Source organism: Sphingomonas sp. MMS24-J13 (genome assembly GCF_044905095.1).
Lineage (GTDB): Bacteria > Pseudomonadota > Alphaproteobacteria > Sphingomonadales > Sphingomonadaceae > Sphingomonas_I.
In genome coordinates, this window is the sequence record NZ_CP173258.1 from 2,743,338 (window position 1) to 2,764,699 (window position 21,362).

Genomic DNA, 21,362 nt, shown 5'->3' on the forward strand with positions numbered 1-21,362 from the left:
ACCGCTCCTCCATGGAGATGTCCGCTACTTTCCAGGCGGATCGCTATATTCATGAATACGCTTTCCCCGCCGATTTCGCTCGAACAGGAGCTCGCCCGGCTGCGGGCCGCCGCCGATGCCGGCCGCCATGGCGAGGCACTCGGGCAACTCCAGCCTTTGCTCGCCGCCTATCCGGAGAACCGCGATCTGCTGCTGCTCACGGCGATCTGCCAACGCTATCTCGGCCAGATCGATGCGGCGCTGGCGACGCTCGATCGGCTCGCTCTGCTCAAGCCGCAATTCAGCCTGATGCATCAGGAGCGCGGCCTGTGCCATGTCGTGCGCAAGGACGCGCCGGCTGCGATCGAGGCCCTGCTGACGGCGGTGAACATCAACCCGGCCTTGCCGATGAGCTGGCGGATGCTGGAAGGCGTCTACCGCCTGATCGGCGATCAGGAGAATTCGGCGCGCGCGGCCGGCCACCGCCAGATCCTCGCCGCCCAGCCGCCCGAAGTGGTGACCGCGACCGCGCTCTTTTCCGACGGCGATATCGCCCCGGCCGAGCAGATCATCCGCGCCTTCCTGCTGCGTCATGGCGATCATGCCGAGGCGATGCGCCTGCTCGCCAAGATCGGGATGGCGCACGACGTGCTCGACGATGCCGAGATGCTGCTGGCGGGCGTGATGCGGCTCGCCCCTGATCATCACCCCGCGCGCTACGATTATGCGCGCTGCCTCGTCTACCGCCACAAATATGCGGAGGCGCGGGCGCAGCTTAGTCAGTTGCTTGCGATCGATCCTCGCAATCCGGACTATCGGACGCTCGATGCGACCGCGGCGGTGGGCCTGGGCGATCACGATCACGCCATCGCGGTCTATCGCGAATTGCTGGCAGAGACGCCCGGTCATGCCGACGCGCACCTCTGGCTCGGCCACGGCCTCAAGACGATCGGACAACTGGCCGAAGCGGTCGAAGCCTATCGCGCGGCGGCGGCGGCCCGCCCCGCCTTCGGCGATGCTTACTGGAGCCTCGCCAACCTCAAGCGCTACCGCTTCGAGGATGGCGAGATCGCCCGGATGCGCACCGAGGAGGCCGCCGCAGGGATCGCCAGCCTCGACCGCATCCACCTCTGCTTCGCGCTCGGCAAGGCCTACGAGGACCGTGGCGACCATGCCAAATCCTGGGGTTATTACGAGCGCGGCAATGCCCTGCAGCGCGCGGAAATCCGCTACACGCCCGAGGCGTTCGAAACCAATACCCGCCTGCAGAAAGCGGTCTGCACCCCGGACTTCTTCCGGGCGCGCGAAGGCTGGGGCGCTCAGGATCGCGATCCGATCTTCGTGGTCGGTCTGCCCCGGGCGGGTTCGACCCTGATCGAGCAGATCCTGGCCTCGCACTCGCAGGTCGAGGGCACGCACGAACTCGCCGATATCCAACGCATCGTCCATGAATTGCAGGGCCGCGATCAGGATCCCGGCAATCCGCGCTATCCTGGGATCTTGAACAGCCCAGGTGCCGAGGATTTCGCGGCGCTCGGCCGGCGCTATATGACCGACACGCGCGCTTTCCGCACCGATCGCGCCTTCTTCATTGACAAGATGCCGAACAATTTCCGGCATATCGGGCTGATCAAATTGATGCTGCCCAACGCGAAGATCATCGATGCGCGGCGCGACCCGATGTCCTGCTGCTTCAGCAATCTGAAGCAGCTCTTCGCAAGCGGGCAGGAATTCGCTTATTCGATCGAGGATATCGCGCGTTACTACCGTACCTATCTCGATCTGATGCGCCATTGGGATGCGGCGCTGCCGGGCTATGTCCTGCGCGTGCAGCACGAGGATGTCGTCGACGATCTCGAGGGAAGCGTGCGCCGGATTCTCGATTATTGCGGGCTGGAGTTCGAACCTGCTTGCATCGAATTCCACCGCAACACCCGCAGCGTGCGTACGCCGAGCTCGGAACAGGTGCGCCAGCCAATCTTCCGCGAAGGGCTCGACCAGTGGCGTAACTACGCGCGCTGGCTCGAGCCGCTGCGCGAGGCGCTTGGGGACGCGATGGAGCTTTATCGCACGTAGGGGCAGAGCGACGTTGGATTAATCCGCCATCCCCGCGGAGGCGGGGATCCATAAACTCTAACGCAGGCAGTTATTCGCGAGCTTCAGAGAATATGGATTCCCGCCTTCGCGGGAATGACGGTGATGATTTGGTCTCATGTTGTTCTACACTTGGGAGCACGCAAGGGGGCAGCACGGATGGATGGACAGGTCACGCTCGACAAGTCGCTGAACGCTTTCCATTTGTGGGCGATTGCCGTCGGCCTCGTCATTTCGGGCGAATATTTCGGCTGGAGCTTCGGCTGGGCGCAGGCCGGCACGCTCGGCTTCCTGATCACCACCATCGTCATTGCGGTGATGTATCTCGCCTTCGTGTTCAGCTTCACCGAGCTGACCACCGCGATCCCACAGGCGGGCGGGCCGTTCGCCTATAGCCACCGCGCGTTCGGGCCGCTCGGCGGCATGATCGCGGGCTTCGCGACCCTGATCGAGTTCCTGTTCGCTCCGCCCGCCATCGCGCTGGCGATCGGCGCCTATCTCAACGTCCAGTTTCCCGGGCTCGATCCCAAGTTGGGTGCGCTCGGGGCCTACCTGCTGTTCATGGCGCTCAACATCGTCGGCGTGCGCATCGCCGCGACGTTCGAGATCGTCGTGACCCTGCTCGCTGTCGCCGAACTGCTTGTCTTCATGGGCGTGGTGGCGCCGGCGTTCGAATGGAGCAAATTCGCCGCCGGTGGCTGGGCCGGGTCCTCGACCTTCCACATCGGCGCGATCGGCGGGATGGTCGCCGCCGCCCCCTTCGCGATCTGGTTCTTCCTGGCAATCGAGGGGGTCGCGATGGCGGCCGAGGAGGCCCGCGATCCGCGCCGTACGATTCCGATCGCTTATGCCGGCGGCATCCTCACATTGGTCGCGCTCGCTTTCGGGGTAATGATCCTGAGCGGCGGCGCGGGCGACTGGCACGCTTTATCCTCGGTCAACGATCCGCTGCCGCAGGCGATGAAGAGCGTGGTCGGGGCATCGAGCGGCTGGCTGCACATGCTCGTCTGGCTCGGCCTGTTCGGGCTGGTGGCGTCGTTTCACGGCATCATCCTCGGCTATGCCCGCCAGATCTTCGCGCTTGCCCGCGCCGGTTACCTGCCCGCTGCCTGCGCGCGGCTCCATCCGCGATTCCAGACGCCGGATGTCGCGACGATCGTCGGCGGGGTGATCGGCATCGCCGCGATCTACAGCGACAATCTGATCGTGATCGCCGGGCAGACGCTCACCGCCAGCATCGTCACTTTGTCGGCCTTCGGCGCCTTGCTGATGTACGTCACGAGCATGGCGAGCCTGTTCCGCCTGCGTCGCATCGCGCCCGATCTCGACCGGCCCTGGCGCACGCCACTTTACCCATTGGCGCCCGCGGTGGCACTCGGCATCGCCGGCTTCGCGCTGCTGACGATGGCCTGGTACAATCCGCAGCTGTTCGCGATCTTCGTCGGGCTGATGGTGGTCACGGTCGGAATCGCCAGCCTCACCAGGCGGCGCCCTGCCTCTTGAACCGCGCGATCACATAATAAAGCGGGCTCACGACCAGCAGTCCCGCAATCCACGACAGGTCCGCGCCGTGCAACATCCGCGCGATCGGCCCCGAATAGAGCCCGTTCGCCACAAAGGGGATCTGCACGACGATACCCACCGCATAACAGAACAAGGCGACGCCGTTATAATGGCCATAGATCCCGCCATCCGCGCGCAGGAACGAGGCGACATTATAATCGCCATGCCGGATCAGATAATAATCGACGAGGTTGATCGCAGTCCACGGCACCATCACGTAAAGCAGAAGCAGCAGGAAGTTGGTGTAGGCCTCCATAAAATGGGGCCCGGCGAACAGGGCCATCACCACCGCGATCGCCGCCAATAGGAGCGACAGGATCGTTCGCGCCTTTGCCCGCGCCTGCCAGGCGGGCGCAAAGGTCTGGATGATCGCGATCGTCGCGAGCACCGCGCAATAGAGGCTGATTGCGCTCGCGGCGGCGATGCTGAGCGTCAGGATCGGAATCGCGACATAGCCAAGCGCTCCGGTGCCCGCGGCCAGCGCCTGCGACATGTCCAGCGCGGGAAACAGGCTGCCGAGCCACGCCCCCAGCAGCATCGGGATGATCGATCCGATCACGCAGCCCCAATAACTCGTCCAGAAAGCGGCGCGCTGGCCGGTCTCGGGCGGCAGGTAACGTGAATAATCGGAGACGTAGGGCGCGTAGGCGACCTGCCACAGCACCGAAGTCGAGATCGCGCCGAGCAAGCCCGCGATAGTCATCGGCTGCCCGGCGAACAGATCGGTGTGCGGGTAGCGCCACAGCAGGACGACGAAGCAGGCGAGCATCGCGATGCCCGCCAGCCAGACCATCGCGCGGGTGAAACGGTGGATCAGATCATGGCCGAAGATCGTCGCCGCCGTGCCGATCAGCGCGACCGCCGCGATCGAGATGCCAGGTGTCGCCGCCGGCAAAGCGAAGTGCAGCGATTGCGCACTGAGGACGAGGTTGGTCGCGAAGAAGCCGACATCCATCAGCGCGACGAACGCGATCACCGCCAGCGCCCCGCGCGCGCCGAACTGGCCGCGAGTCTGCACCATCTGCGGCACGCCGAGATGCGGCCCCTGCGCCGCATGCAGTGCCATGAAGATCGCGCCGAACAGATTGCCGAACACGATGGCGAAGATCGATGCCGCCAGCGAGAGATGGAAGATGGTGGTGCAAAGCGCGCCGGTCGCAATCGTCAGCGTCGTCAGGTTGGCGCCGAACCAGAGCGTGAAGAGGTCGCGCGGCCGCCCATGGCGCCGGTCGAGCGGGATCTGCTGGATCGTGCGATCCTCGAACGCCGGAGCAATCCCCTCCCCGTCATGCTGAACTTGTTTCAGCATCCACCAGGCCTCCGCACGGACAGTGCTGCACGCCCGGTGGACCCTGAAACAAGTTCAGGGTGACAAATGAATTGCTCGATGATCACCGCCCCCTAACCCAGAACGGAGAAGCTGCTCTCCGCGTGTACCGGCCGCTTGCGCGAGAAGAAGCTGAGGCTGAGGTCCCGGTCAATGTGCCTTAGGTGAAAAGTCAGCGGCTCGGCATCATGATCGCCGCCCTTCGCGCAATACTCGACCAGCTCCGCCATCATCTCGCCGACCACCGGGGCATTCTTGAACTGGTTGCCGCTGGTGCCGATCGCCATGAAATAGCCGTCGAGATCGGATCGGTCGTAGATCGGGATCCAGTCGCTGCTGACATCGTAGAGCGCCGCCAGCCCCTGCGCCTGGTTGGGGATGCCGAGCGTCGGGAAACGCTGGGCTGCGCGCCATAATTGGTTGGTCGATTGCTCGGTCAGCTCGGGCACGAACGTATCGGGATCGGCCCATTCGAGCGTGTCGCAGGCGGGCTCGAGCGAGCCGATCAGCATATGGTTGCCGGTCTCGGGCCGCATATAGACCCCGCTGTCGCCATCGGTCATCACGCTGCCGCGCGCGCCGAACGCGAAGCCGGCGGGCGCGGGCACATGGACCACCTCCTGCCGCATCGCGCCGGTCGCGATCGTCATGTCGGCTGCGACCCCGGCCATCGCGTTGATCTTCGACGAATGCGGGCCGGCGGCGTTGATCACCACCGGCGCCTCGATCCGCTCGCGATCGTCGAGGACCAGCCCGGTGACGCGACCGTCTACGCGGAGGATCTCCACCACCTCGCGGTTGAAGCGATAGGTTGCGCCGCGCGCGATGCTCGCCTGCGCCAGATTGTGGCAGGCCAGCTGAGGATCGTTGATATAGCCCCCGGTCGGGCAGAAGATCGCCCCACCCAAGGTGCCGCCATTGGGCAAGCCGAATTCGGGATCGTCGATCCGCTTGGGCGGCGCGAAGGATTGCAAGTCGATCGTCGGCGCGCGCCGGCGAAGCTCTTCGGGCTCGATCACGTCGAACGGCACGCCGACCGCACCGAGCGTGCGCTGCGTCGCCGCCAGCCGATCCTCGCCCGCGGACATCAGCACGAGACAACCGCACTGGATATATTGGGTGAGCCGTTCGGCCGGATCGAGCCCGAGGAAATCGGCCCACTCCTGCCAGTAGAAATGGCCTTCATAGGCGAGCGCGGTGCCCTCGACGGTCGAATAATAAGGCCGGATGATCGCCGCCGACGACGAGGTCGATCCATAGCCGGCGGCCGGCAACTTATCGATATTGAGCGTGCGATAGCCCTTGCGCGTGAGCGCGAGCGCGATCGAGCAGCCAATCACGCCGGCGCCGATGATGACGGCATCGAAGGAGGACGAATTGCTCACCGTTTGGCGGACTCCGTGGCGTTGAACCGGGCGAACAGGTCATAGCCGGATCCAAGGAAGGACTGGCGGACGGCGGTGATCGGATCGTCGCCGCGCCAGGTGCGCCGCTCGATCTGGAGCAAAGGCGCTCCGGGCTGCACCTGCAATAGCGCGGCGGTCCGGCTGTCCGCCGCTGATGCCGAGATGCGCGTTTCGGCCTCGGTCCAGGGAACATGGCGAAGCAGCCAGGTACCCGGCGGATCGCGATCGAAAGCCGCATCTTCGATCGAGGGCACGGATTCGAGGCTGACTTGCCGATGCTCGACCGCGAGCGGGCGACCGTCGGCGAGGTGGATACCCGAAACCTCGAGCACGCGGCCGGGCCCGACGTCGAACAATTTGTCCTGCGCGGGCTTCGATGGCTTCACCTTGCGGGTCAGGAGGCGATATTCGTAGCATTGCCCGCGCGCGAGCACCTCCTGCGGCAGATCGGGCACGTCGAGGATCATCGCGTGCAGCCGCGGATGCGCAACGAACGATCCCGCCCGCTTGCGCCGATCGATCAACCGCGCGGCGGCGAGCGAGGACAGGGCCTTGTTCACCGTCATGCGCGAGCAGCCATGCTCAGCCATCAGCGCATGCTCGGTCGGGATACGATCGCCCGGCGCAAGCGTACCGGAGAGGATCTGCCCCTCGATATCGGCGCGGATACGCTCGTGGAGCGGCAGGCTCATATCAGCATTTTCGCGAGCGCCGTCCGGTAGATCTGCGCGATACGATCACGCGCGATATGCCTTCCGCCGCTGACCACCTTGCGCCCGCGCCGCCAGACGCAATCCACCGCCGGCTGGCCCGCAGCGAATATCAGCCCGTCGATCAGTTGCGCGTTGCGGCGCTCCCATAAGGACGGATGCTCGGTATCGAGGCTGACGAGGTCCGCCGGCCGCCCGATCGCGATGCCCGCCTCATGATCGCCGAGCGCCTGCCCGCCCCCTTTCAGCGCACCGCGCCAGAGCGCCTCGCCGGTCGATGCGCCGACGCCGGCGGCGAGGACGTTGCGCTGCCGCAGCGAGAGCCGCTGGCCATATTCGAGCAGCCGCAATTCCTCGGTCGCGTCGATCCGCACGTTCGAGTCCGATCCGATTCCGTACCGGCCACCGGCGGCGAGGAAAGACGATGCCGGGAAGATGCCGTCGCCCAGGTTGGCCTCGGTGATCGGGCAGAGCCCGGCGACGGCGCCGCTGGTCGCCAATATCATCGTCTCGGCTTCGGTCATGTGGGTTGCATGGACGAGGCACCAATTCCGGTCCACCGCCGCATGTTCGAACAGCCATTCGACCGGACGCGCGCCCGACCATTGCAGGCAATCCTCCACCTCCCGCACCTGTTCGGCGATGTGGATGTGGATCGGTGCTTCACCCGCCAGATCCGACAAGGCCGAGAGTTCGTCAGCGGTCACCGCGCGCAAGCTATGCGGCGCGATGCCGACGATGCTGTCGGGCAGATAGGCTGCCGCCGCGCGGACACCCTCGAGCAGCCGCGCGAAATCGTCGAGGCCATGGATGAAGCGGCGCTGGCCCTCATGCGGCGCGAGGCCACCGAAGCCGGCATGCGCGTAGAAGACCGGGAGATGCGTCAGCGCGATCCCGCTCGCCTCGGCCGCAGCCATGATCGCCAGGCTCATCTCGGCCGGATCGCCGAAGGGCTGCCCGTCGCGATCATGATGGAGGTAATGGAATTCCCCGACGCGGGTGAAGCCGCTTTCGAGCATCTCGACATAGGCCAGGGCGGCAACCGCGGTCAGATCATCGGGCCCGATCCGGCCGACGAAGCGGTACATCGCCTCGCGCCACGTCCAGAAGCTGTCGGCGCCCGGCCCGCGCGTCTCGGCGAAACCCGCCATGCCGCGCTGGAAGGCATGGCTGTGCAAATTGGGCAGGCCGGGCAGCAGGACGGCATGCCGCTCGTCGCCCGGCTGAGGCAATGATTGCGGCACGATGCTGGTGATCGAGCCATCCTCGATGACTATGCGCACCTGCTTGCCCCAGCCATCGGGCAGCAAAACCTCACGGGCATGAAGGCAGAGCGTGTCGGTCAGGACGGCCTCGTCATGGTCGATTATGTCTATACATTATTGCCGAGCGCTGCCAAGCTATAAGCAGGCCAGTGGAGACCATCGTGCACTGTGACAGGCTATGGAGCGACGCCCGGCTCGCGACGATGGCCGGATCGGATCTGGGCATCGTCGATCATGGCGTGGTCGCGGCGCGCAATGGCCGGATCGTCTATGCCGGGCCGGCCGCCGACGCACCCACGCTCGCCGCCGACGAGACGATCGATTGTGCCGGCCGCTGGATCACGCCCGGCCTGATCGATTGCCACACCCATCTCGTCCACGCCGGCGATCGCGCGCACGAATTCGAGCTGCGGCTGGCGGGCGCATCCTATGAGGAGATTGCGCGCGCGGGCGGCGGCATCGCCTCGACGGTCACGGCCACCCGCGCTGCCACGGAAGACGAATTGGTCGCGTCCGCGCTGCCGCGCCTCGATGCCCTGATCGCCGAGGGGGTGACGATGATAGAGGTGAAATCCGGCTACGGCCTGTCGCTCGATGCCGAACGACGGATGCTTCGCGCGGCGCGCCGGCTTGGGAAACAGCGGCCCGTCGGCATCGCCACGACCTTTCTCGGTGCCCATGCGCTGCCGCCCGAATATACCGGGGAGCCTGATCGCTACATCGATCTCGTGACCGACACCATGATTCCGATGTTGGCGCATGAGGGGCTGGCCGATGCGGTCGACGCCTTCTGCGAGGGGATCGGCTTCACGCCTGCGCAGACGAGGCGCGTGTTCGACGCTGCAGCGTTGCACGGTCTGCCGGTCAAGCTCCACGCCGAGCAGCTTTCGAACCTGCACGGCGCGGCACTCGCCGCCGGATATGGCGCTTTGTCTGCCGATCATCTCGAATATCTCGACGACGCCGGGATCGCCGCCATGGCCAGGGCCGGGACGGTCGCCACGCTTCTCCCCGGCGCCTATTATTTCGTGCGCGAGACCAGGCTGCCGCCGATCGCGGGGCTGCGTGCGGCGGGCGTGCCGATCGCGCTGGCGACCGACTGCAATCCCGGCACATCGCCGCTGACCTCACTGCTGCTCGTGCTCAACATGGGCGCAACCCTGTTCCGCCTGACCGTCGAGGAATGCCTGCTCGGTATTACCCGCAACGCCGCTTACGCGCTCGGGCTGGGCGACGAGATCGGCACGCTCGAAGCCGGGAAACGCTGCGATCTCGCCATCTGGGACATCGAGCGGCCGGCCGAACTCGTCTATCGCATGGGGTATAACCCGCTCCATGCCCGTATCTGGAGCGGCCGATGCGCGTGATCCTTACCCCGGGCGAAGTGAGCCTCGCCGATTGGCGCGCCATCTATCACGGCGCACCCGCGCAGCTGGCGGAAACGGCGGGGCCACGCATCGCTGCGGCAGCGGCGGCGATCGAACGCATCCTCGCTCGGGGCCAACCGGTCTATGGCATCAACACCGGCTTCGGAAAGCTGGCCAGCGTGCGGATCGGCAATGACGATCTGGCCGCGCTCCAGCGCAACATCGTCCTGAGCCACGCCGCCGGCACCGGGGCGCCCTCCCCTATCCGGATCGTCAGGCTGATGATGGCACTGAAGCTCGCCAGCCTCGGGCACGGCGCGTCGGGGGTCAAACCTGCGACGGTCGCATTGCTCGAGGCGATGCTCGATCGCGGCCTGACGCCGGTCATCCCATGCCAGGGCTCGGTCGGCGCGAGCGGGGATCTGGCGCCGCTCGCCCATATGGCGGCCACCATGATCGGGGTCGGTGAGATCGATGCCGCCGGTCGGCGTCTGCCAGCCGCGGACGCCTTGACGGCAGCCGGTCTGGCACCGCTGGAGCTCGGCCCCAAGGAAGGGCTGGCCTTGCTCAACGGCACCCAATTCTCGACCGCCAATGCGCTCGCCGGACTGTTCGAGGCCGAAACGCTCTTCCAATCCGCACTCGTCACCGGCGCGCTTTCGACCGAGGCGGCCAAGGGCACCGATGCGCCGTTCGACCATCGCATCCATGCGTTGCGCCGCCATCCGGGCCAGCTTGCCGTTGGCGATGCCTTGCGCACGTTGATGGCGGGCTCGGCGATCCGCGCATCGCATCGCGACGATGACCCGCGCGTACAGGATCCCTATTGCCTGCGTTGCCAGCCGCAGGTGATGGGTGCCGCGCTCGATATCCTCAATCAGGCGGGCACCACGCTCGCGACCGAAGCCAATGGCGTTTCCGACAATCCGCTGATCTTTCCCGATACCGACGAGGCTCTCTCCGGCGGCAATTTCCATGCCGAGCCGGTGGCCTTCGCGGCGGACATCATCGCCATGGCGATCTGCGAGATCGGATCGATCGCCGAACGCCGGATCGCGATGCTGGTCGATCCGGCCCTGTCCGGCCTGCCCGCTTTCCTGACTCCGGTCCCCGGACTCCATTCGGGCTTCATGATCCCGCAGGTGACCGCCGCCGCGCTCGTGTCCGAGAACAAGCAGCGTGCTTATCCCGCCAGCGTCGACTCGATCCCGACCTCGGCCAATCAGGAGGATCATGTCTCGATGGCGGCGCACGGCGCGCGCCGGCTCGCGGAGATGGCGGCCAATGCGACCGCGGTGATCGGCATCGAACTGCTCGCCGCGTGCCAGGGCATCGACTTTCATGCGCCGCTGGCGTCCAGCGAAGCATTGGAAGCGGTGCGAACCTGCCTCCGCGCCGCGGTGCCGCACCTCGGCAATGACCGCTATTTCCATCCCGACATGGAAATAGCGAACCGCCTCGTCCGCGCGGGCGCAATTGTGACCGCGGCAGGCGTGACACTGCCCGGCATCGTATGACCGACTGGCTCGAGGTGGAGCGCGGCGACGCGCCGCTCGTCGTCGCTTTTCCCCATGGCGGCACGGACTTTCCGGCCGAACTGACCCAGGCCTTCGTCTCCCCTTGGCTGGCGCGCAAGGATGCCGATTGGTGGATCGACGATCTCTACCGTTTTGCGCGCGATCTCGGCGCCACCACCATCCGCATGCGCCTTTCGCGTAGCGTGATCGATTGCAATCGCGATCCCTCCGGCGTGTCGCTCTATCCGGGGCAGACCACGACCGGCCTGTGCCCGACCGAGACCTTCGACGGCGAGCCGCTCTATCCGTGTGGCGACCCCGACGATGCGGAGATCGCCCGCCGTCGCGCAGACTATTTCGATCCCTATCACAAGGCGCTCGCCCGTGAGCTTGCACGGCTTCGTGAACGATACGGCCAAGTCGTCCTCTACGACGCCCATTCGATCCGCAGCCACGTTCCGCGCCTGTTCGCGGGTGAACTGCCGCAGTTCAACATCGGCACCAACGGCCGCACCACCTGCGCGCCGGCGCTGGTCGACGCCGTGACCGCGATCTGCGCCGCGAGCGGCCACAGCCATATCCTCGACGGCCGCTTCCGCGGCGGCTGGACGACCCGCCATTATGGCCGCCCCGCCGACGGCATCCACGCCATCCAGATGGAGCTGGCGATGCGCGGCTACATGGCCGAGCCCGACCAGGCCGGCCCCGACAACTGGCCCAGCCCGATCGATACGCCACCCGCCATCCGCCCGATCCTCCACAAAATACTCGAAGCCTGCCTCGCCTTCGCGAAAGGGATGACATGACCCGCCTCGATAACAGCCGCGTGATCAAGCCCGCCACCGGCCCCGAATTGTCTGCGAAAAGCTGGCTGACCGAAGCGCCGCTGCGGATGCTGATGAACAATCTCCACCCCGATGTCGCCGAGCGGCCCGAGGAACTGGTCGTCTATGGCGGCATCGGCCGCGCCGCGCGCGATTGGGAGAGTTTCGACATGATCGTCGCGACCTTGCGCCGGCTGGAGGCCGACCAGACTTTGCTCGTCCAGTCGGGCAAGCCGGTCGGCGTGTTCCGCACCCACGCCGATGCGCCGCGCGTGCTGATCGCCAATTCCAATCTCGTCCCCAAATGGGCCAATTGGGAGCATTTCAGCGAGCTCGATAAGAAGGGCCTGGCGATGTACGGCCAGATGACCGCCGGCTCGTGGATCTATATCGGCACGCAGGGCATCGTGCAGGGCACCTACGAGACCTTCGTCGAGATGGGACGCCAGCATTATGACGGCGACCTGTCGGGACGCTGGCTGCTGACCGCCGGCCTCGGCGGGATGGGCGGCGCGCAGCCGCTCGCGGCGGTGATGGCGGGCGCGTCCTGTCTCGCGATCGAATGCCAGCCGAGCCGCATCGAAATGCGCCTGCGCACCGGCTATCTCGACCGTGCCACCGACGATATCGACGAGGCGGTCGAGATCGTGACCACGGCCAGGACGCCGGTCTCGGTTGGCCTGCTCGGCAATGCAGCCGAATTGTTGCCCGAATTGTTCGCGCGCGGCGTTCGCCCCGATCTGCTGACCGACCAGACCTCGGCGCACGATCCGGTCAACGGTTACCTCCCCGCCGGCTGGACCGTCGCCGAGTGGATCGAGCGGCGCGAACGCTCGCCCGAATTGGTGGCCAAAGCCGCCAAGGCATCGATGGCGACGCATGTCCGCGCGATGCTTGCCTTCCACGAAGCCGGCGTGCCGACCGTCGATTACGGCAACAATATCCGTCAGGTCGCCAAGGACGAGGGCGTCGAGAATGCGTTCGCCTTCCCCGGTTTCGTCCCGGCTTACATCCGCCCGCTCTTCTGTCGCGGCATCGGCCCCTTCCGCTGGGTGGCGCTCTCGGGCGATCCCGAGGATATCTACAGGACCGATGCCAAGGTGAAGGAATTGCTGCCCGACGTCACGCATCTCCACCGCTGGCTCGACATGGCGCGCGAGAAGATCAGCTTTCAGGGCCTACCGGCCCGGATCTGCTGGGTGGGACTGGGCGATCGCCACCGGCTCGGCCTCGCGTTCAACGAGATGGTGGCCAGCGGCGAGCTCAAGGCGCCGGTGGTGATCGGCCGCGACCATCTCGATTCGGGCTCGGTCGCGAGCCCGAACCGCGAGACCGAGGCGATGCGCGACGGCAGCGACGCCGTCTCCGACTGGCCCTTGCTCAACGCGCTATTGAATACCGCATCGGGCGCGACCTGGGTCTCGCTCCACCATGGCGGCGGAGTCGGCATGGGCTATTCGCAGCATGCGGGCATGGTGATCGTCGCCGACGGCACGCCCGAAGCCGCGAAGCGGCTCGAACGCGTGCTGTGGAACGATCCCGCCACCGGCGTGATGCGCCACGCCGATGCAGGGTACGAGATCGCACTGGATTGCGCGCGCGAGAAGGGGCTGGATCTGCCCGGCATTCTGACGTGAGGGGAAACGGCGCCGCCGGGATCGAACGGCAGTAACTTCCTCTTAAGAAAGGCAGATTATCCGCGGTGCGGGGGCCTTTCGCTTAATGTATCAATCGCTCGATATCTCGACGCTGCGCCTGTGCAGCACGCTGGCAAGTCTGGCATCCGGATTTGTCTTTTTGGGTCTCTGGCACCGCCAGCGCTCCTCGGCCTATCTGCTCTATTGGGCGGCCAGTTCGCTGATCTATGCGCTCGTGATCGTCGCGTTTCAGGCGTCCATGAGCGGTTCGCTATTGGTGTCGACCAGCATCTTCGTCGTCATGGGGTCGACCGACGTCCTGCTGATATCGGGCCTGCGTAGCCTCGATGGCCGGCGGCCCTTCGCTGCCTGGATGCTCGTTCCAGCACTGGCGGCAGCCGCCGGCAACGCCATTCCGCACCTGCTGGCGACGTATTGCGCGATCGGTGGGCCGCTCTCGATCGATCTGGGCGACATGCTGGGGCTTTCGGGCTCGGTCGGCCTGACCGGTGCAGCCATCCTGTTCGATCGCGACGGCAAACCGCTGACACGGGCGCGCTTTCTGGCCGGAATGGCGTTGCTCGCTTATTTGCCGGGCTATGCCGGTGCGATGGTAGTGCGGCTGGGATTCATTCCATCGCATGAGATGCTGGCGGTGTTGCCGATGCTATCGGACCAGCTGTTGCTCGGGGTGCTCAATCTGGCACTGCTGGCAATCCCGGTTGAGCGCGCGCATGCGCAGCTGCGCGACCTGGCATTGCGGGATCATCTTACCGGCGTGTGGAACCGGGCCGGGCTGGCCGCGCAGTTCGCGCGGTTCGGCAAGCATGGTGCAACCTTGATCGCGATCGACGTCGATCATTTCAAATCGGTCAACGATCAGCACGGTCACGCCGCCGGGGACGATATCCTGATCGCACTCGCCCGCCGCGCCAGCATGCTGGTCGCCGAGATGGGCGGCGAAGTTGCGCGCATCGGCGGCGACGAGTTCATCGCGATCCTGCCCAAGCCTGGCCTCGACGAAGCCCGGACCTTTGCGGCACGGCTTGGAGCCCATGGCGACGACAGCTGGAAGCTGCCGCGCTGGACGGTCAGCATCGGCTTGGCGGCGATCGAACCGGGCGCGACCGATATCGGTCCGGCTCTCAAACAAGCCGATATCTCGCTCTACCGCGCCAAGGCGCTCGGGCGCAATCGCGTCGCGGCCTGATCCGCCGTCGCACCTTTCAACCGCTTCGCACCATCGGCCCTCGCCAGCCGCCGCGATCCATGATCTACTCGAATCCACAACGACTCCGTGGAGAGGGTCATGCCGGACGAGAGCGAAACCGACTATCTGCTGCGCCGCGCGCGGGAGGAGACCTATCTCGCGCTGACCGCCGGGCAGCCCGAAGTGGCCAGCGCGCATCGCGGGCTCTCGATCCAATATTCGAACCGGGCGCGATCGGCCTTCCCGCAACTCGTGCCGGCCATTCCGTCCATTACCACGACGTAATCGATTGGATCGACGCTCTGCCGCCTCGCGTGACCCGGCGAACCTGTTACCTCACGTCGCAATCCGCCTGGCAAGGCGCATCTCCTGCCACGCGATCCGTGGGTGGCAGGAGTTTTTCAGGCGCGCTGATCGTTCTCGTTAATTCGATGGCGCAAGCTTGGTGTTGAGCACCCAGCCGACATTGTCATTCTCGTCGGCAACCTCCCACCACAGCCCGTTCTTGTTGCCGGTGGGATAGACGATCGAGCCGGGCGGCAGCGTGCGAACCGCGGCACCGGTCGCCAGCGGAGTCTTGTGCATCACGAGCGGCGCCGTGGCCGTGAACGTCTTGGACGGCGCCGCTTCGGCGGTTCCGGTCGCGCCGGGCTGGACCAGATTCAAGGATGTAACCATCTTCGAATAGGCCTGGATGAAGGACAAGGTGACCATGCGGCCGATATCGGTATTGTCGTAGCCACCGCCTACGGCTGCCGCACCGCCGCCGAAGAAGCCCACGCCGCCGCCGGCCACAAAGGCCATGTTCTTCTTGGCGGCATAGCCATCCTCGGTGGCGATGGTTTCGGTGGTGCGGACGTTCGTCAGCGACAGAATGGTGTTCGCTTCCATCTTCTTCGAGCGCAATCCCCCGGCCAACGCGCCAAGCGAACCGCCAAGAAGGGCACCCGCTGCAGCGCCTACGCCACCGCCACTGACGTTGGAGTTCGCCCCCTGAATCTCGGCCACGAGAACATAATCGGCAGCCTTGATCTGGCCCTGCCCGACGTTGGACCGGCGCTGCAGCCCCAGGTTGGAGCCGATCTCGCGCTCGCGCTCCGCCGCGTTGAGGCCGGTCCCGCGATCGACCAGGTTGAAGCAGCCCGATCGGGTGATCAGCACCTTGAGCAGCTTTGACGGCGGGGCGAGCTGATATTGGGTCCAGCGCGACGGATCGTCGCCATCAGCCACCGACACCGTGCCGAGCTTGCGCGTGCAGTGCGGGACGTCGTTCATCGTCTGCTCCTGCAGCTGCTGGCCGCTGGATGCCTTGGCCAATTTCGGTTCAGCCCCCGCAACCGTCGCGCCCGAAACAACGCTGATCGCGAACAGTGCCAGTCCGAACTTCATGTTAAACCCCCGGATAAAATACAGAGCGATTTGCTTAGCAGAACGTCGCCACAAGACAAAGAGTCGGGTCGACACTTGGCACGACAATCAGGCCCCGGCCAGAAGCCCGCCCGACCCCATGCCCATCCTATTGATTTAAGGAGTTTTTAAAAGGACTGGCCGCTCGACCGAAACGAATGATGGCATTCGATGTCTTGCTATGCCTTGAAGGCTGGCACGAGCCAGCGGCGCATTCGCCGATTGAAATGGCCGCCATTCGGCGTCACAGCGCCGGGCCATGACACAAAAGACGATCTTCGTGCTCAACGGGCCCAATCTAGATCATCTCGGCGTGCGCGAGCCCGAAATCTACGGCCGCGAGACTTTGGCCGACGTCGAGGCGATGTGCCGCGCCGAGGCGGATGCCGCCGGTTTCGCGCTGCGCTTCCACCAGACCAATGCCGAGCATGAGATGATAGGCTGGCTGCACGAGGCGCGGGTGGGTGCCGCCGGCGTGGTCATCAACCCGGCGGCTTTCTCTTATGCCGGCTATCCGATCCTCGATGCGATCAAGATGGTCGATAGCCCGGTATTCGAGGTCCATATCTCGAACACGCACCGTCGCGAGTTCGAATGGCGGGCGAATTCGATCATCACGCAGGTGGCGACGGGGATGATCACCGGGTTCGGCGTGCACGGCTATGTGCTGGCGGTGCGGCACATCGCGCACCTGCGGAAGTAGAAAATAAGCACGTCATCCCCGCGCAGGCGGGGATGACGCTTATCTTTTAGCGAGCGCCTTCACCTCGGCCCGGAACTTGTGGAGCAACGGCTCGGTATAGCCACTCGGCTGGTCCACCCCTTCGAACACCAAGGCCTTCGCCGCCTTCAGCGCCAGGCTATCCCCGATCAGCGGCCGATACAGCGGATCGCCGGCATTCTGCCCGTCCACCTTCGCCGCCATGCGCGCGAACGCCGCCTCGATCTCGTCCGCCGTGCACACGCCGTGGAGCAGCCAGTTCGCCAGATGCTGCGACGAGATGCGCAACGTCGCGCGGTCCTCCATCAGGCCGATATCGTGGATGTCCGGCACCTTCGAACAGCCGATCCCCTGATCGACCCAGCGCACGACATAGCCGAGGATACCCTGCGCATTGTTGTCGAGCTCGTCGCGTATGTCCTGCTCGCTCCAGTTCCGGCCCTGCGCGAGCGGGATGGCCAGCAGTCGATCGAGGCTGGCGATGGGCTCGGCACGACGCTCGGCCTGCCGCGCGAAGACGTCGACCGCGTGATAATGGGTCGCGTGCAGCACGGCCGCGGTGGGTGACGGCACCCAGGCGGTGTTGGCGCCCGTCCTGGGATGGCCGATCTTCTGATCGAGCATGTCGGCCATGCGATCGGGCGCGGCCCACATGCCCTTGCCGATCTGGCCATGGCCCGAAAGCCCGCAGGCGAGCCCGATCTGGACGTTGCGATCTTCGTATGCCGCGATCCACGGCAACGTCTTCATCTCGGCCTTGCGGACCATCGCGCCGGCCCGCATCGAGGTATGGATCTCGTCCCCGGTGCGATCGAGGAAGCCAGTGTTGATGAAGAAGATGCGATGGCGCACCGCATGGATGCAGGCGGCGAGATTGGCCGACGTGCGCCGCTCCTCGTCCATCACGCCGACCTTGATCGTGTGGCGATCGAGGCCGAGCAGATCCTCGACCGCGTCGAACAAGGCATCGGTCAAAGCGGCCTCGGCGGGACCGTGCATCTTCGGCTTGACGATGTAGATCGCGCCGGTTCCGCTGTTGCGGAACCGACCGAGCCCTTTCACATCATGCGCGCCGATCAGGCTGGTAACGATCGCATCGAGAATCCCTTCCGGCGCTTCCGATCCATCGGCAAGCAGCACGGCCGGCGTCGTCATCAGGTGGCCGACATTGCGGATCAGCAGAATCGAGCGCCCCGGCAGGGTCACGGTCGATCCGTCGGGCGCGGTGTAGGTGCGATCTTCCTCCAGCGCGCGGGTCAGCGTCTTGCCGCCCTTGTCGAAGCTGGCGGTGAGATCGCCGCGCAGTACGCCGAGCCAATTGGCATAGGCCGCGACCTTGTCCTCGGCATCGACCGCCGCGATCGAATCCTCCAGATCGCAGATCGTGGTCAGTGCCGCCTCGACGACGACATCGGCGATGCCCGAGGGATCGTCCTTGCCGATCGGATGATCGGCATCGAACACCACCTCGATATGGAGGCCGTTATGGCGGAACAGGCGCCCCTGGGTGCTCCGGCCGACATATTGGGTGGGATCGGCGAGGATGATCTCGCCACGACCCAGATCGGCCCATGAACCGCTTGCGAGCGGCACCGCCTTGTCGAGAAACGCCTTGGCCCAGGCGATGACCTTCGCCCCGCGATCGGGATCATAACCCCTGGCGATCGCGCCCGGAATCGCATCGGTGCCGTAGAGCGCGTCATACAGGCTGCCCCAGCGCGCATTGGCGGCGTTGAGCAGGAAGCGCGCGTTGAGGATCGGGACGACCAATTGGGGCCCGGCGAGCTTCGCCACCTCGTCATCGACGTCGGCCGTGTCGACCGAGAAGGCTTCGGGCTCGGTGACGAGATAGCCTATCTCGCGCAGGAAGACCTGATATTCGGTCTGGTCGATCGGCTTGCCGCCGCGCGCGCCATGCCACGCATCGATCGCCGCCTGCAGCCGATCGCGCTCGGCGAGCAGCAAGCGGTTTTCCGGCGTGAAGCGCGCGAAGATGTCCGACGCTCCGTGCCAGAAGGCTTCGGCCGCCACCCCGGTGCCGGGCAGCGCCTGATCTTCGATAAACGCCGCCAGCGCCGCCGCGACCTGAAGTCCGGCGCGTGTCACCCTCTCGACCATGGAAATGCTCAGCCCTTCGCCTTGAGGCCAGCTGCCTCGATGCCGGCCAGCCCGCACGCCTCGTCATTGTCGGACGTGTCGCCGGTGACACCGACTGCACCGATCGCGAACCCATCCTCGCCGACGACGATCACACCACCCGCAGCCGGCAGCAGGCCGAGCGGAGCAAGCGAGCCTAACGCGCCGAAGAAGGTCGGCCGCTCGAGCGCCATCTCGCCGATCTTGCGGCTCGACACGCCAAGGCTGAGCGCCCCGCTCGCTTTGCCGATCGCGATCTGCGCGCGCATGTTGGACGAGCCGTCCTGGCGCTGGAACGCGATGAGATGGCCGCCGGCATCGAGCACCGCCACCGACAAAGGCGCGAGCTTGAGTTCGCCGCCCTTGGCGAAGGCGGCAGCGATGATCGTGTTCGCCTGATCGATGCTGATACGGCTCATGATACCTCCTAAATGCGCGACGCGCGGGTTTCCTGGGCGGTGATGAATTCGAGCAAAGCAGGCTGACCGCGTTCGGTCGCCGCGATGCCGCGTCGGATCGCGGCGGCGATATCGCCGGGCTCGGTGATGCGCTCGCCATAGCCGCCGAGCGCCTTGGCGAATTCCGCATAATTGCCCGAAATGTCGGTCGAACGGAATTTCTCGGTCGCGACCGGCATGATGTTGAGCTCGATCGCCATCGCGCTGTTGTTGAGCAGGATCGACAGGATCGGCAGCCGCTCGCGCACCGCGGTCTCGAAATCCATGCCGGTGAAGCCGATCGCGGCATCGCCCCACACATTGATGCAGAGCTTGTCCGGGCAGGCGAGCTTGGCGCCCATGGCGAGCCCGAGGCCATAGCCGAGCTGGGTGGTCTTGCCCCAGCCGATATAAGAGAGCGGCGTGGTCGACTTCCAGTAAGGCGTCAGCTGATCGCGCGGGGATCCGGCGTCGTGCGTGATGATGACATTGTCCATGTCGACCACCTTCTGCAGCTCCCACAGCACGCGATACGGGCTGAGCGGCGCATCCTCGGAGGTGAGCAGCGGCATCCACTTGGCGAGCCATTCGGCCTCGACCTGCTTGATCTCCTCGACCACGGCCGACCGGTCGCGCGGGCCGTCGATCAGCGACTTGCACACCTCGATCAGGGCGGCGAGCGTCAGTTTCGCGTCGCCGATCAAAGCGTGCTGGCAGATCACGCTCTTGTTGATGTCGGCGGTATCGAGCGTGGCGTGGATCACCGTCTTGCCGGTCGGCATGCGGACGCCGAAGGCGGTCTCGGTCAGGCTTGCACCGATGGCGAAGATGACATCGGCATTGTCGAGGAAGTGGCGCAACTGGCCCGGGATCGCGGCACCGCCCGAACCGATGCTCAGTTCGTGCCTCTCGTTGAACGCGCTCTTGCCTTCCAGACTGGTCGAGCAGGGCGCGCCCAGCAGTTCGACCAGCTCCTTGAGCTCGTCATAGGCCTCGGCCCAGTGGACCCCCTGCCCGGCGTGGATCACCGGACGCTTGGCGGCGACCAGTATTTCGGCCGCGGCGCGCACCGCATCGGGATCGGGGCCGAATTTGGTGCGGACGACCGGCTTGTAATCGCCGATGTCGGCACTCTCTTCCATCACGTCCCATGGCAGCTCGACCAGACAGGGGCGCAGGCGGCCGTTGCGCAGGCCCGTGAAGGCGCGGCGGAAGACGGTGCCCGTCTCGCCGCCCGACGTCAGCGGCTCGCACAATTTGGTGATGTCACGCATCGATACAGACGCGTTGTAATTGTCGCGCATGAAGGCGACGCGGCGCGAATAACCCATCGGCAGGACCAGCACCGGTACGCTTTCCGCATAAGCCTGGGCGACGCCGCCATAAGCATTTTCGGTGCCCGGCCCATGCTGCATCGCGAACACGCCCATGTGCTTGCCACGCGTCATGCGCGACAACGCGTCGGCCATGTGCAGCCCGGTGCGTTCCTGGCGGACGATGATCGGGCGGATCCCGATCTCTGCGGCGGCTTCGAGCACCGCGTTGCGCGGATATCCGAAAATCACCTCGATACCCTCCTTGCGGAGTATCTCGGCTATAGCTGTAGGCACCTTCTTTTGTTCGGTCATCGCGCTCCCTCTCCGATCATCCCGGTGGTCCAGCGCTGGAGCGATTGCAATGGAGCGGCGGCGCAAAGCACTTTTGCCTATGGGGCGTTTCCAGCGGCGATCGCTCTCGTTTCCTCGTGAATTGTTCGGGCGAT

17 protein-coding genes are annotated in these 21,362 nt (G+C 65.5%); 9 read left to right on the forward strand and 8 right to left on the reverse strand.

Annotation, left to right across the window (positions count from 1 at the left end):
- Positions 1 to 51 precede the first annotated feature (51 nt).
- On the forward strand, positions 52 to 2,055 hold the full coding sequence (locus AB4Z44_RS12785) for a sulfotransferase (protein ID WP_404710082.1): 2,004 nt from the start codon (positions 52 to 54) through the stop codon (positions 2,053 to 2,055).
- A 177-nt stretch (positions 2,056 to 2,232) separates the two neighbouring features.
- Positions 2,233 to 3,576, forward strand: a complete 1,344-nt coding sequence (gene eat, locus AB4Z44_RS12790; RefSeq protein WP_404710083.1) for an ethanolamine permease — start codon at positions 2,233 to 2,235, stop codon at positions 3,574 to 3,576.
- On the opposite strand, the gene AB4Z44_RS12795 is transcribed toward eat, so the two are convergent.
- The 4 genes from AB4Z44_RS12795 to AB4Z44_RS12810 all read right to left on the reverse strand — a co-directional run bounded on the left by AB4Z44_RS12795 (position 3,551) and on the right by AB4Z44_RS12810 (position 8,425).
- Positions 3,551 to 4,945, reverse strand: coding sequence for a purine-cytosine permease family protein (locus AB4Z44_RS12795; RefSeq protein ID WP_404710084.1), 1,395 nt, complete (start codon positions 4,943 to 4,945; stop codon positions 3,551 to 3,553). The genes eat and AB4Z44_RS12795 overlap by 26 nt on opposite strands.
- Positions 4,946 to 5,037: 92 nt before the next feature.
- Positions 5,038 to 6,348, reverse strand: coding sequence for an NAD(P)/FAD-dependent oxidoreductase (locus AB4Z44_RS12800; protein WP_404710085.1), 1,311 nt, complete (start codon positions 6,346 to 6,348; stop codon positions 5,038 to 5,040).
- Positions 6,345 to 7,061, reverse strand: a complete 717-nt coding sequence (locus AB4Z44_RS12805; RefSeq protein ID WP_404710086.1) for a UTRA domain-containing protein — start codon at positions 7,059 to 7,061, stop codon at positions 6,345 to 6,347. Before AB4Z44_RS12805 ends, AB4Z44_RS12800 begins: the two co-directional genes overlap by 4 nt.
- Positions 7,058 to 8,425, reverse strand: a complete 1,368-nt coding sequence (locus tag AB4Z44_RS12810) for a formimidoylglutamate deiminase (RefSeq protein WP_404714226.1) — start codon at positions 8,423 to 8,425, stop codon at positions 7,058 to 7,060. The genes AB4Z44_RS12805 and AB4Z44_RS12810 overlap by 4 nt, the downstream gene beginning before the upstream one ends.
- Positions 8,426 to 8,505: 80 nt before the next feature.
- Between AB4Z44_RS12810 and hutI the strand changes: the two genes are divergently transcribed.
- From hutI to AB4Z44_RS12840, 6 genes are all read left to right on the forward strand, one after another.
- A complete protein-coding gene (hutI, locus tag AB4Z44_RS12815) occupies positions 8,506 to 9,711 on the forward strand; it encodes an imidazolonepropionase (RefSeq protein WP_404710087.1) in 1,206 nt (401 codons plus the stop codon).
- A complete protein-coding gene (hutH, locus tag AB4Z44_RS12820) occupies positions 9,702 to 11,228 on the forward strand; it encodes a histidine ammonia-lyase (RefSeq protein ID WP_404710088.1) in 1,527 nt (508 codons plus the stop codon). The genes hutI and hutH overlap by 10 nt, the downstream gene beginning before the upstream one ends.
- On the forward strand, positions 11,225 to 12,034 hold the full coding sequence (hutG, locus tag AB4Z44_RS12825) for an N-formylglutamate deformylase (protein WP_404710089.1): 810 nt from the start codon (positions 11,225 to 11,227) through the stop codon (positions 12,032 to 12,034). The genes hutH and hutG overlap by 4 nt, the downstream gene beginning before the upstream one ends.
- Positions 12,031 to 13,689 carry a urocanate hydratase gene (gene hutU / locus AB4Z44_RS12830; protein ID WP_404710090.1) on the forward strand — a complete coding sequence of 553 codons (1,659 nt, stop codon included), beginning with the start codon at positions 12,031 to 12,033 and terminating at the stop codon, positions 13,687 to 13,689. The genes hutG and hutU overlap by 4 nt, the downstream gene beginning before the upstream one ends.
- 85 nt (positions 13,690 to 13,774) lie before the next feature.
- Positions 13,775 to 14,899, forward strand: coding sequence for a diguanylate cyclase (locus AB4Z44_RS12835; protein ID WP_404710091.1), 1,125 nt, complete (start codon positions 13,775 to 13,777; stop codon positions 14,897 to 14,899).
- A 99-nt stretch (positions 14,900 to 14,998) separates the two neighbouring features.
- A complete protein-coding gene (locus AB4Z44_RS12840) occupies positions 14,999 to 15,184 on the forward strand; it encodes a hypothetical protein (protein WP_404710092.1) in 186 nt (61 codons plus the stop codon).
- A 138-nt stretch (positions 15,185 to 15,322) separates the two neighbouring features.
- On the opposite strand, the gene AB4Z44_RS12845 is transcribed toward AB4Z44_RS12840, so the two are convergent.
- Positions 15,323 to 16,288 carry a CsgG/HfaB family protein gene (locus AB4Z44_RS12845; protein ID WP_404710093.1) on the reverse strand — a complete coding sequence of 322 codons (966 nt, stop codon included), beginning with the start codon at positions 16,286 to 16,288 and terminating at the stop codon, positions 15,323 to 15,325.
- A 277-nt stretch (positions 16,289 to 16,565) separates the two neighbouring features.
- Between AB4Z44_RS12845 and AB4Z44_RS12850 the strand changes: the two genes are divergently transcribed.
- Positions 16,566 to 17,009, forward strand: a complete 444-nt coding sequence (locus AB4Z44_RS12850) for a type II 3-dehydroquinate dehydratase (RefSeq protein ID WP_404710094.1) — start codon at positions 16,566 to 16,568, stop codon at positions 17,007 to 17,009.
- 39 nt (positions 17,010 to 17,048) lie between these two features.
- Here AB4Z44_RS12850 and AB4Z44_RS12855 read toward each other — a convergent pair whose 3' ends face one another.
- The 3 genes from AB4Z44_RS12855 to AB4Z44_RS12865 are packed head-to-tail and all read right to left on the reverse strand — an operon-like array spanning position 17,049 to position 21,228.
- Entirely contained in the window at positions 17,049 to 19,145 is a 2,097-nt protein-coding gene (locus AB4Z44_RS12855) for a malate synthase G (RefSeq protein ID WP_404710095.1), read from the reverse strand.
- An 8-nt stretch (positions 19,146 to 19,153) separates the two neighbouring features.
- Positions 19,154 to 19,582, reverse strand: a complete 429-nt coding sequence (locus AB4Z44_RS12860; protein ID WP_404710096.1) for a heme-binding protein — start codon at positions 19,580 to 19,582, stop codon at positions 19,154 to 19,156.
- Between the two features lie 8 nt (positions 19,583 to 19,590).
- Positions 19,591 to 21,228: a thiamine pyrophosphate-requiring protein gene (locus tag AB4Z44_RS12865; RefSeq protein ID WP_404710097.1), complete on the reverse strand. Its 1,638-nt coding sequence runs from the start codon at positions 21,226 to 21,228 to the stop codon at positions 19,591 to 19,593.
- Positions 21,229 to 21,362: the final 134 nt, after the last annotated feature.

Bases quoted from the DNA above. Each gene is read 5' to 3' on its own strand.
- AB4Z44_RS12785 (WP_404710082.1), top strand. From the start codon at position 52: ATGAATACGCTTTCCCCGCCGATTTCGCTCGAACAGGAGCTCGCCCGG.
- eat (WP_404710083.1), top strand. From the start codon at position 2,233: ATGGATGGACAGGTCACGCTCGACAAGTCGCTGAACGCTTTCCATTTG.
- AB4Z44_RS12795 (WP_404710084.1), bottom strand. From the start codon at position 4,945: ATGCTGAAACAAGTTCAGCATGACGGGGAGGGGATTGCTCCGGCGTTC.
- AB4Z44_RS12805 (WP_404710086.1), bottom strand. From the start codon at position 7,061: ATGAGCCTGCCGCTCCACGAGCGTATCCGCGCCGATATCGAGGGGCAG.
- hutH (WP_404710088.1), top strand. From the start codon at position 9,702: ATGCGCGTGATCCTTACCCCGGGCGAAGTGAGCCTCGCCGATTGGCGC.
- hutG (WP_404710089.1), top strand. From the start codon at position 11,225: ATGACCGACTGGCTCGAGGTGGAGCGCGGCGACGCGCCGCTCGTCGTC.
- hutU (WP_404710090.1), top strand. From the start codon at position 12,031: ATGACCCGCCTCGATAACAGCCGCGTGATCAAGCCCGCCACCGGCCCC.
- AB4Z44_RS12835 (WP_404710091.1), top strand. From the start codon at position 13,775: ATGTATCAATCGCTCGATATCTCGACGCTGCGCCTGTGCAGCACGCTG.
- AB4Z44_RS12840 (WP_404710092.1), top strand. From the start codon at position 14,999: ATGCCGGACGAGAGCGAAACCGACTATCTGCTGCGCCGCGCGCGGGAG.
- AB4Z44_RS12845 (WP_404710093.1), bottom strand. From the start codon at position 16,288: ATGAAGTTCGGACTGGCACTGTTCGCGATCAGCGTTGTTTCGGGCGCG.
- AB4Z44_RS12850 (WP_404710094.1), top strand. From the start codon at position 16,566: ATGACACAAAAGACGATCTTCGTGCTCAACGGGCCCAATCTAGATCAT.
- AB4Z44_RS12855 (WP_404710095.1), bottom strand. From the start codon at position 19,145: ATGGTCGAGAGGGTGACACGCGCCGGACTTCAGGTCGCGGCGGCGCTG.
- AB4Z44_RS12860 (WP_404710096.1), bottom strand. From the start codon at position 19,582: ATGAGCCGTATCAGCATCGATCAGGCGAACACGATCATCGCTGCCGCC.
- AB4Z44_RS12865 (WP_404710097.1), bottom strand. From the start codon at position 21,228: ATGACCGAACAAAAGAAGGTGCCTACAGCTATAGCCGAGATACTCCGC.